The organism is Nevskia soli (assembly GCF_903970205.1).
In the GTDB taxonomy this organism is placed as follows: domain Bacteria; phylum Acidobacteriota; class Terriglobia; order Bryobacterales; family Bryobacteraceae; genus Bog-113.
In genome coordinates this window covers 1-10,550 of the sequence record NZ_CAJCHS010000418.1, presented here as the reverse complement: position 1 = coordinate 10,550, position 10,550 = coordinate 1, and the positions used below count along the sequence as shown (strand labels likewise).

General features: G+C 59.5%; 8 protein-coding genes and 1 pseudogene. 5 read left to right on the top strand and 4 right to left on the bottom strand.

Translation table 11 applies throughout. From position 1 onward, the window contains the following. A pseudogene (locus H1Y01_RS17925) lies at positions 1-246 on the top strand (SAM-dependent methyltransferase); the annotation flags it as partial. Between the two features lie 347 nt (positions 247-593). On the opposite strand, the gene H1Y01_RS17920 reads toward H1Y01_RS17925, so the two are convergent. Continuing rightward, a complete protein-coding gene (locus H1Y01_RS17920) occupies positions 594-1,493 on the bottom strand; it encodes a hypothetical protein (RefSeq protein WP_180541967.1) in 900 nt (299 codons plus the stop codon). Between the two features lie 8 nt (positions 1,494-1,501). Further along, a complete protein-coding gene (aroF, locus tag H1Y01_RS17915; protein ID WP_180541965.1) occupies positions 1,502-2,548 on the bottom strand; it encodes a 3-deoxy-7-phosphoheptulonate synthase in 1,047 nt (348 codons plus the stop codon). 208 nt (positions 2,549-2,756) lie between these two features. Here aroF and H1Y01_RS17910 point away from each other — a divergent pair, with 208 nt between their 5' ends. Further along, complete coding sequence (locus H1Y01_RS17910; protein WP_180541963.1) at positions 2,757-5,576, top strand: response regulator; 2,820 nt, start codon at positions 2,757-2,759, stop codon at positions 5,574-5,576. Here the strand turns inward: H1Y01_RS17910 and H1Y01_RS17905 are convergent. Further along, positions 5,573-7,090 (bottom strand): glycosyltransferase family 39 protein, encoded by a 1,518-nt coding sequence (locus H1Y01_RS17905; RefSeq protein WP_180541961.1) that lies wholly within the window; start codon positions 7,088-7,090, stop codon positions 5,573-5,575. The two genes, H1Y01_RS17910 and H1Y01_RS17905, sit on opposite strands and share 4 nt — an antisense overlap. 79 nt (positions 7,091-7,169) lie before the next feature. Between H1Y01_RS17905 and H1Y01_RS17900 the strand changes: the two genes are divergently transcribed. Then, positions 7,170-7,679 carry a Uma2 family endonuclease gene (locus H1Y01_RS17900; RefSeq protein WP_180541959.1) on the top strand — a complete coding sequence of 170 codons (510 nt, stop codon included), beginning with the start codon at positions 7,170-7,172 and terminating at the stop codon, positions 7,677-7,679. Here the strand turns inward: H1Y01_RS17900 and H1Y01_RS17895 are convergent. Further along, positions 7,671-8,462: an SDR family NAD(P)-dependent oxidoreductase gene (locus H1Y01_RS17895; RefSeq protein WP_180541957.1), complete on the bottom strand. Its 792-nt coding sequence runs from the start codon at positions 8,460-8,462 to the stop codon at positions 7,671-7,673. The genes H1Y01_RS17900 and H1Y01_RS17895 overlap by 9 nt on opposite strands. An 86-nt stretch (positions 8,463-8,548) precedes the next feature. Between H1Y01_RS17895 and H1Y01_RS17890 the strand changes: the two genes are divergently transcribed. Both H1Y01_RS17890 and H1Y01_RS17885 read left to right on the top strand, forming a co-directional pair. Then, positions 8,549-10,009 carry a PP2C family protein-serine/threonine phosphatase gene (locus H1Y01_RS17890; protein ID WP_180541956.1) on the top strand — a complete coding sequence of 487 codons (1,461 nt, stop codon included), beginning with the start codon at positions 8,549-8,551 and terminating at the stop codon, positions 10,007-10,009. A 127-nt stretch (positions 10,010-10,136) separates the two neighbouring features. Then, positions 10,137-10,361 (top strand): hypothetical protein, encoded by a 225-nt coding sequence (locus tag H1Y01_RS17885; RefSeq protein WP_180541954.1) that lies wholly within the window; start codon positions 10,137-10,139, stop codon positions 10,359-10,361. Positions 10,362-10,550: the final 189 nt, after the last annotated feature.

Genomic DNA, 10,550 nt, shown 5'->3' with positions numbered 1-10,550 from the left:
TATCACGAATTCTCCGAACCCGAGAAGATGGTGCGCAAGCTTCGCGAAGCACTCAAGCCGGACGGCCGTATGGTCCTGTTAGAGTTTCGCGGCGAGGATAAAGATCTTCCGATACAGCCGCTGCATAAGATGACCGTGGCTCAAGTACGAGCTGAGATCGAGCCGGAAGGTTTTCGTCTGGCGAAGCGCAGTGAGATCCTACCGCGTCAACACATCCTGATCTTCACGAAGAAGGCAATGCCTTAGCCTTACGTAGGTAGTCGCCCGGCTTAAACATACGAGTCGCGGCACCGGGCCTCGAACCCTCGATGGTCCGCGATCGACGAGCCAAACTCGCGGGTGCAGCAAGAGAAAAAGCGGACACGCTCTTGCGGTTATTTTCTTCCGGCCGGTTCGATGGCGAGAGTGTTTCCGAGAGTGTTTCCGAGAGTATTTCAATGATCAGCGGCGGAGAATACGGTGACTTCCCCGTCGCGAAGCTCATAACGTTCTCCAATTCGCGCATAAGGAATGAGTATGAAATCCTCCAACTCGTAAGTGGCGTCTCGCGGCCCGCCAAAATGGAAGGAGATGCAGGATCGGGCGGAATCCTATTACAACCCGCTAGCTAACCCCGCAATCACCGCCCGCCGCACCGGCCATCGTCCAAAGACATGCGGCCCGCGTTGATCGAACGTCCCCGAGAGCAGTACGCTGCCGAGGCTATTTTGATCCGTCTGTCCGGCCTGACCCTTCAACACGCGCGTCATCGTTTGCAGTTGCTCGACCAGCGCACCGGCGCGTTGCGTGTCGCCGCAGATTGCGTCCAAACGAATATCTACATCCGATCCGGAAGGACCAAGCGTGAGCGTCATGCGGCTCGCGTCCGTTAGAGCCGATGCGAACATCTGTCCCGCGCCGGAGAGCGCCGCCGCTTGCCGCAGGGCTCCCGCGCTTGCCGATACGAACACGGGCTGGGATGGAATCGCGAGATCGGCCTGCGGGCCCGGCTTGCGCAAGCGATCGGCAGCCATGTCGTCCGGCGCTACGGCCATCGCCATCAGGTTGCGGCCGGCGCGGAAGAAGGAGATGCGGCGCGAGGGCGTGCTGCCGTCGACTTTGCAGAAGTGCCGGTCGCACGCCCCTTTTTGCGCCGCTACGTACGCTTCTATGCGCGGCCAATCGAAGCGGCCTTCGACGAAGAAGTACTCGCCATCCGGCGAGAACGAAGCCAGCACGTAATCCAGGTCGCGGGCGTAATCGAAGCCCGTCGCGCGCACGAACTGCGTGTACTCGGGGTCGACCGGCGCCTTCGATCCGGCGATCAATTGCACGAATCCGCCGTAGCGCAGGGCTGCCACATCGATTCCGGCGACCACGGCGCCGTCTGTCGGCAAGCGCTTAAGCAGCGCTTCCGGGGTGGGTGGGACTTGGTGCTTCCACCAGATCGCGCCACCCACTCCTAGCGTGAGTAAGGCAACGAACGCGATAAATCCAATCAGGCGGAGGCGCATGAACGGCTTTAACTAACCAAGGCGAACTCTTCCGCCCGCGCCTTACTCCACAGATTGATGTAAGGCTCCAGGTCCCGCATCATCCGGCGGAACTGATCGACGGTCAACGACTGCGCGCCATCGCTGACGGCTTTCTCAGGATTGGGGTGTACCTCGACGATCAATCCATCGGCGCCGATCGCAACTCCGGCACGGCACAACGGCGGAACGATGCTGCGCTTGCCGGTGGCGTGGCTGGGGTCGAGAATCACGGGTAAGTGCGTCAGTTCGTTCAGAACGGGAATGGAGCTGATGTCGCAGGTGTTGCGCGTGGCGGTTTCGAAGGTGCGGATGCCGCGCTCGCACAGGATCACGTTGGGATTGCCGTGGGCGACGATGTATTCGGCGGACATCAGGAGTTCCTTGATGGTCGAACTGAGCCCGCGCTTCAGCAGGACCGGGCGGCCGCAGCCGCCGAGTGACTTCAGCAGCGCGAAGTTCTGCATGTTGCGCGCGCCCACCTGCATCACGTCCGCGTACTCGGCGACCAAGCCGACATCCGCGTCGCTCATGATCTCGGTCACGATACCGAGGCCGGTTTCCTCGCGGGCTTTGGCCAGGAGCTTGAGGCCTTCACCCTCGAGTCCCTGAAAATCGTAAGGCGATGTGCGGGGCTTGAACGCTCCACCGCGCAGCAGCTTGGCGCCCGCGGACGCCACGGCGTGCGCCGTTTCGAGGATCTGCTGCTCGCTCTCGACGGAGCACGGACCCGCGGTAACGATGAACTCGTCGCCGCCGATTTCGACGCCGCGGACGATGGCAATGCGGCTGCGCTCGCGGCGGAATTCCTTGCTGACGAACTTATAAGGCGCCGAGATCGCCATGGCGCGCTCGACGCCCGGCGTGGCTTCCAGCGACTCGAGGCAGCGCGTGACATCGCCGATCCCGACGACACCGATAACCACGCGTTCTTCGCCAACGATTGAATGCACGCGGTATCCAAACTCGTTCACAATCCGATTGCAAACGTGGTCAATCTCCGCTCGGCTCGCATGGGGCCGCATCGACACGATCATGGTGTAGCTCCTATAAATTGAAAAAGCCCACTCGTTTCGGAGCGGGCTTTTGAACTTGACCTGAACTTCCAGTTCAGGCTAACGCTGCCCGCGCGCTCGGCTAAGGCCGGTAAATCGACCGGTAGATCTAAATGCCGCGCAGACTCGAAACATGAAACACAAATGGTAGCAGATTCGCTGTCAACGGGCCATCTGCAACAATAACTGCGTGACCGCCGGATCAAGCTTTAGCAATGCCCGGGACCGCGTACGCGCTGCTCTGGAAGCTAACGGGACCGGCACCTTCGACTGCAATACGGCGACCGGCCGGCTCGAAGACGATGTCAGTCTGCGTCATTTGTTCGGGCTGAACGAGAGGCAGAACATAGCCGATCTGGATACATTTCTTTCGTTGGTCGACGCCCAAGATCGGGACGGCGTGCGAGCCGAATTCGAGCGGAGCGCGCGCGAACGTTCGGAATTCTCCGCGAAGTTCCGGGTGAAGCGGCCGGATGGCGCGGTGCGTTGGCTCTACACCCGCGGGAAGGCGTTTTCAGGTGACGAGGGTTCCGTGTATATAACCGGAACGTGTCAGGACTTTACGGCGCGGAAGGAATCCGAGCGCATGCTGGAGGAACGCGCGCGGCTGGCGATGCTCGGGTCGGAAATCGGCTTGGCGTTGACGCAGGCGCTTCCCTTGCGGCCGACGCTGCAGCTCTGTTCTGAGGTGATTCAACGCCAGCTGCAAGCTGCGTTTGCGCGGATCTGGACCGTATCGGAAGACGGCAAAACGCTAGAACTGCAGGGCAGCGCGGGGATGTACACGCACATCGACGGCGCGCACGCCAGGGTCCCGGTGGGCAAGTTTAAGATCGGGCTGATTGCGGAAGAGCGGCTGCCGCATCTGACGAACGATGTTCCGAATGACCCGCGCGTGAGCGATCAGGAGTGGGCGCGGCGCGAGGGCATGATTGCTTTTGCCGGATATCCGCTGACGGTGGGTGAACGGCTGGTCGGGGTGGTTGCGATTTTCTCGCGAACGCCGCTGGGAGATGATGCGTTGCGCGCGTTTGCGGCGATTGCGAATCATCTCGCGCTGGGGATTGAGCGCGCGCGGAGCCGCGCCGATCTGGCGCGCAGCCAGGCGCGCAAGGCCGCGGTGCTTGAAACCGCGCTGGATGGGTTCGTCACCATCGATAGCCGGAGCTGCATTCTGGAGTTCAATTCGGCCGCCGAGAGGATATTCGGGTACCGCCGCGAAGACGTGATCGGCAAGCCGATGCCGGAACTGATCATGCCGCTGGAAGCGCGCGAACCGCACTATCGGGGATTGAAGCGGTACCTGGACACTGGAGCCGCGGTGATTATCGGGCGACGGCTCGAACTCACCGGGCTTCGGGCGGATGGATCGGAATTCCCGATGGAGCTCTCGGTGAATGCGATTTCGGAGGATGGGCCGCCGCTATTCACAGCGACCCTGCGGGACATCACCGACCGCAAACAAACCGAAGCCGCGATTCGCGAGGCAAAGAATGCGGCTGAAGCGGCCAACCGGGCGAAGAGCGATTTTCTGGCCAGCATGAGCCATGAACTGCGCACGCCGCTGAACGCGATCATCGGCTATGGCGAAATGCTGCAGGAAGAAGCGGAGGATCAGGGAGCCACGAACCTGATTCCCGATCTGCAGAAAGTACACTCGGCCGGCCGGCACTTACTGGCGCTGATTAACGACATCCTCGACTTATCGAAAATCGAAGCCGGGCGCATGGAGTTATACCTGGAGGACTTCGCGGTGGCGCCCGTTGCGGTAGATGCCAGCCATGTGGTGCAGCCGCAGATTGAGCGCAACGGCAATACTCTGGAAGTGAAGGTTCACCCGGGGGTCGGCGAGATGCGCGCGGATCTGATCAAAGTGCGTCAGAGCTTGTTCAATCTTGTCTCGAACGCAGCTAAGTTCACGCTGGACGGTAGGGTACGGGTCGAAGTGCTGCCGGACCCCGAGAACGCGGATTACATCCTGTTTCGAGTAAGTGACACCGGCGTCGGAATTAGTCCGGAACAGCGCGACCGGCTGTTTGAGGCCTTTCAACAAGCGGACACCAGTGTCTCCCGCCGGTTTGGTGGAACGGGTCTGGGGTTGGCCCTCACGCAGCGCTTCTGCCGGATGATGGGGGGAGAAGTTACCGTCGAAAGCGTGCTTGGGCAGGGCTCCACGTTCACCATGCGATTGCCGCGGGTGGTGAAGTCTGAAACGGCTCCGGTGGAGAAGGTCGAGGCCGTTCAGCAAATACCCGCGGGCGCACGGGGTACCGTTCTGATCATCGATGACGATCCAACGGCGTGCGACTTAATTAAACGATTGGTTCGCAAAGAAGGTTATCATGCGGTCACGGCACTTACCGGTACTCAGGGTCTTCATCTTGCCCGCGAACTGCGTCCGACGCTGATCACGCTGGACGTGATGATGCCTCAGATGGACGGCTGGACAGTACTTAGCGCTCTGAAAAACGCCCCAGAGTTGGCTAATATTCCCGTGGTGATGCTGACCATGGTGGATGACCGCAACACCGGCTACTCACTTGGCGCGGCGGATTATCTGACGAAGCCGGTGGAACGGGAGCAATTGAGCGCCGTACTTCGAAAGCACGCGTGTCCCAATCCGCCGTGCGCCGCACTTATCGTGGACGACGACAAACAAGGACGCAGGAAGTTACAGCAGTTGCTGGAACGCGAGGGATGGTCGGTTCTTCAGGCGGAGAATGGCCGTGAAGCATTGGACCGAATCGCTCAGCAACGGCCCGAGTTGATTCTATTAGATCTAATGATGCCGGTGATGGACGGATTCGAGTTCTCTTTGGAACTGCGGCGTAACCCGGCCTGGCGCAACATACCCGTGGTTGTTCTTACAGCTAAAGACCTGACCGAGGAAGACCGGCGGCGGCTGAACGGGCACGTGGAGAGCGTGCTCCGGAAGGACGCTTTCAGTGTCGATCAGCTTTTGTCGGAAGTGCGACAGGCTATCTTGTCGTGCTCGGTAAGAATGAGCTAACGAAGCCGGTAAAGCGTCCAGTTTTCGATCGTTTTTTCGACGTTGTAGCGCGCCAACACGAAATCATGAAACCCGGTGAACTCGTTGAAACTCTGGTCGGACGCCGGCATCGACCCGAACGCGTCTTGGCTGGGAACGAGTACATAAACAGGCGGTTTTTCGTGGATTTTATCTAGAAACTCCGCGCGGTAGCCTTGCAGGTATGGATTCTTGCTGCCGATCTCCAAGGGATAGGTGTATCCGAACCGGCTGGGCGCCGCGCGATCCGCGAGATAGTTGATGCCGGCATCGAAACCCCAGACCTGGATGGTATCGGTTTTCGTGCTATGTTCCCGTACGTAAGTAGCTAAAAGCCGGATCGTACCGGAATCGTAATGGTTCTTGTTGAGGTAAACGAAGTGAGCGTCATATTGATTGCGCGATATCTTCCCGGAGCGGTATGAGATCCATTCCTTAACCGAGCGCAACGGATCGTTTATAAATAGCAAGATGAAGGTCATCAATACGACGGTTGCGGCTGCCGGTCTGAAGTCGCGTAACTGTCGTAAGGCAAGTCCGCCGCCCAGCGCGACAGGCGCGACTAACGGAACAAACTGATATTCGAAGTATTTGCCCTGCACGATGATGATGAACACATTCAGCGAAAACCAAAGTAGATAGAGCGCTCCGAGTCGCGAGCTTCGGGTAGTCAGGACTACCGCCCCGAATATCGCCAACGGAACGCCTGCGGCGAGCGGGAGGAAAGCCTGCCAGGCGTAGAGAAAATAACGGACCTGTTCAGCAGGCGAGCCTTCAACCTTCACGTGGGCGCGTAGGTTGAAGAGCAGATACGTATCAATGAGGCTAGCCACAGCACGGTGAAATCCGAAGTAGATGAGCGTCGCGACAATAGGGAGCGAAAAGCCTAGCAGGGCTGCAATGATCGACTTCCGGATCGCGCGACTGCGCCGGTCGATGAAGGGGACGAGTAACAGGATAAACACTGCATAGACCGGCTTCTGTAGAACACAAAGTCCAACCAGAAAGGAGCATGCCGCGACGGAACGCAGGGTAATTGCCTGCTTGGTTGAACTTAGGATCGCGACGATGACCGTAAGCGCGCATCCGCACCATTCATCGGGCTGCGCGCTGATCGCGAAGTTCAGCCAGGTAGCGAAGAGCGCCCCCAGAATCACGGCATATTCGGCTGTTATCCGGTCCCAGAACCGGTGAGCGGCGATGGCCAGGGCAGTAAGATTGGCGACGCCGATCAGAAGGTCGAATACGCGAATCCCCCACATGTTCCGCCCGAAGAGGAATTGAGTTGCGGCAAACGGGACCAATGCGATCGGCCCCTTGACATCCCAGGCATCGCGGTAAGGTACACCGCCGGCGCGCACCACGCTCCCGGCCCAGGCAAGAATTCCCTGATCGCGCGAGAAGGGCCAGGAGAGTGTGGAAACAGCCCACATGGCCAGCAGCGCGATCAACGCTGCCCCGAAGCCAAACCGAACGATACGGTAAAACGAGCCCACCCACGCAGGATAGAGCACCGTAGCTCAAGCAACGATGGGCTGCGAAAACTGCGATAATGAAGCGGAAGAATCTCGACCAATGTCCACTCTTACCCATCGGACGGTAGCCGATTTCCTGCGCCGGAACGAGAAGCCCGAAGCTGAATTGATTGGGGGAGAGCTGGTACCTAAGCCTATGGGCACCCTTGATCACATGAGGATGGAACAACGGTTGCACCGTCTGTTGCTACCGTTCGCGGAGCGTGGTCTCGGGCACGTTGGCTGGGAGCTTTCATTCCGTCATGGGGACGAGGTTCGTATTCCCGATGTCGTGTTCCTTTCATCGAGCGCCGGATTCGAGGATGGCATCTTAGTGGATGCACCGACTCTATGCGTCGAGATTCTCTCGCCATCGCAGCGCTTGAGTGAGTTGGTTGCTAAGTGTGAGGTCTATCATGCGTGGGGCGTTCCATACTGCTGGGTGGTCGATCCTATCGGCAAGAAAGCCTGGGAGTACCCTAATCGAGAGCCGATTTCCCTGGTGCCGGAAGGTGGTGTTTTGAAAGCAGGCGATCTGGCGGTTGGGGTTAGTGAACTATTTCTAGACTAACGAACGCACGACTCCACCATCCACTCTCAATGCAGCGCCGTTAGTTCCGCTACTTAGTGGACTAGCCACAAACGCGACCATCGCGGCAACTTCTTCAGGCGTCTCGAAGCGCCGCAGCAGCGAGGTCGGCCGCGCCGACTGAAAGAACTCCTTCTCCAACACCGCCGTGTCTACTTTCTGGTCTCTTGCCAGTTGATCGACGAATGCCATTACTCCTTCAGACTTAGTCGGTCCGGGAAGCACGGAGTTCACGGTCACGCCGGTTCCAGCAGTCGTTTCCGCCAGCCCGCGTGAGATCGCTAGTTGCGCCGTCTTCGTCATCCCGTAGTGAATCATTTCGGCGGGTATCTGGATCGCCGACTCACTCGATATAAAGATGATCCGTCCCCATCCGGAGGCAATCATGCGCGGCACATAATGGCGGCTCAGGCGTACGCCGCTCATCACGTTCGCTTCAAAGAAGCGGAACCAGTCGGCATCCGTAATCTCGGCGAACGGCTTCGGCTCGAAGATGCCCATGTTGTTGATCAGGATGTCGACATCGGGCTGGCGTTCGATAGCCTGAGCAACGCCATCCGCTTTGCTGACATCCGCGGCCAGCCCGATTGCGCGATCGCGCGAGCCGGGCGGGAAGGCCGCAATTGCGGCTTCCACGCGCGCCTGCGTGCGTCCATTCACAATCACGCGCGCGCCTTCACCGAGGAGCGTTGCCGCGATCGCATGGCCGATGCCCGCGGTCGATCCCGTCACTAGAGCTGTTTTGCCGGAGAGTTGTAGGTCCATGCCCGGTTGGATGCCGCTCTGTCAGAAAACGAAGCAAGCGCGTGGGAACAAACCCGTGGGAAGATGATGTCCAGATAGACACGCGAATGCGGCCTGGTGGAAAGAGTTCGCAGGTTTGGGTTAAGGTGGCGATCGGCGGCGGCACCCTGCTGGCGCTCGCGCTGCTTGCGCAAACGGTCACCACCTATTTCTTCGTCTATCACGAGATTGTTCGGGATGAAGCGGCGCGCGAAGCCGGGCGCAAGGAAGCCGCCCTCTCGCAGGCCGCGGCCGCGGCGAAGATAGGCAGCGCCGACCGGCTCGATCCCGTCGTCAAACGATTCCAACTCGAGTTCCCCAAGCAGATTGCCTGGATTCGCGTGCTCGACATGGATGCTAAGGTGATCGCTCAAGCGGGCGAGGCTCAGACCAAGCTTCCATCGGCGAAGCAACTGCATCGTCTTCTGCAGAACCACCAATGGCAACGAGTCGATTTGAAATCCGGGAAGCGCGAGGTGCTGATGATGCTCACGCGCGCGCGGCTCTTCGATCTGGTTCATCGGTCCGGCGATCCTCGTTCGTGGCCTCCGCCCCCGCCTCCCGTATTTGAGGAGATGGCGATTTTTGTCGACTCGGTGACGATCGACTTCGGAGGGCTGCGGCAGAACCTGATCGTCGGCTGCCTCGCGTCGGTTGCGCTGCTCGCGTCCATGGTGTTGATCGGATTCCTCTTCAACCGCTATACGCGCGACCGTCTGCTAGAGCAGCAGGTGGAACTGGCGCGGAGCGTCCAAACGGACTTACTGCCGTCTTCCATCGGAAATTCGTCGGAGCGCGTGGAGTTTGCGGCGGCCTTTCTTCCGGCGGCGACAGTGGGCGGCGACTTTTACGATCTGTTCACGGCGGACGACGGATCCGTTAGCGTGGTTCTTGGAGATGTCGCCGGTAAAGGCATATCCGCCGCGCTTCTGATGGGCGTGCTGCACGGCTCCATTCGTTCGATGAGTTGGACGCGGACCCCTGCCGGCCACGAAGAAGCCGCGCGCCGGCTGAACCAATTTCTATGCGAGAAGACGGCTCGCGAACGGTTTGCCAGCTTGTTCATGGGCTTTTTTACCCCGAGTTCAGACAACGGTGAACAGGGAACGCTTTGCTATGTCAATGGCGGCCATCTGCCGCCCCTATTGGTGCGCGCTAGCGGCAAGCATTCCGTGGAGCGCTTAGAGGCCGGCGGTCCCGTGCTTGGTTTATTGCCGGCGGCCACTTATGAATGCGGCACGGCGCTTATACGCGCGGACGACGTGCTTGTGATTTTCTCCGACGGAGTGGCCGAGGCGACGAACCGGCAGGATGAGGAGTTCGGGGAGGGCCGGATTGCGGAGATCGTGCGGCGCCATATCGATGAGAGTCCGCAGCAGATTTGCGACGCGGTGCTAAGCGAGGTAAAGCGCTTCTTAGGCGATCTGAAAGCGCATGACGATCAGACGTTGCTGGTGGTGCGGCTTGCGCCGACCTGGAAGGCGGAGAAGCCGGATCAGGTTCGGGTTGGGGAGTTTGTTAGTTCTTAGAGAGTTGCGCCCGGGGAACGTTTCGATCGAGCACGTTTGCAGACAAGAAGCTGAACGTGATCCCGCTCGGCGGCCAATGTAACAATTGCCAATAAAGCCTATCTTCAAAACCAGTGGAGACAGATTTATGACCATTACGCTCGAACTGGAGCCCGACGTAGAGCGAGGGCTGCGAGAGCAGGCGCAGGCCAGCGGACTCACCCTCGAATCTTTCGTCCACGACCTCGTCAACCGGCAGGTTCGCGTGCCGATCCCGCCGGTGGCGGCGAAGAGGACCTTAAATCTTCCTGCGCGAGACCTCGGCGACATGGGGTCGTTGCACCGGCGCGACATCTACGACGATGTCCGTTAAACGGGGAGTCATCGGTGCTAAGGTTTTGGTCAATGCATTCCGGCGCCGGCGCACGCTGTTACAGGATTGATGAACCTCCGGAAGCGCCACCCCGGCCATCGGCGGCGGCATTCAGCGAATCTACACATTCAATGTTAAGGACTTCCTGATTCCCGGAGCTCGAAGTCATCCAATCTGAGAGCGCGGCGC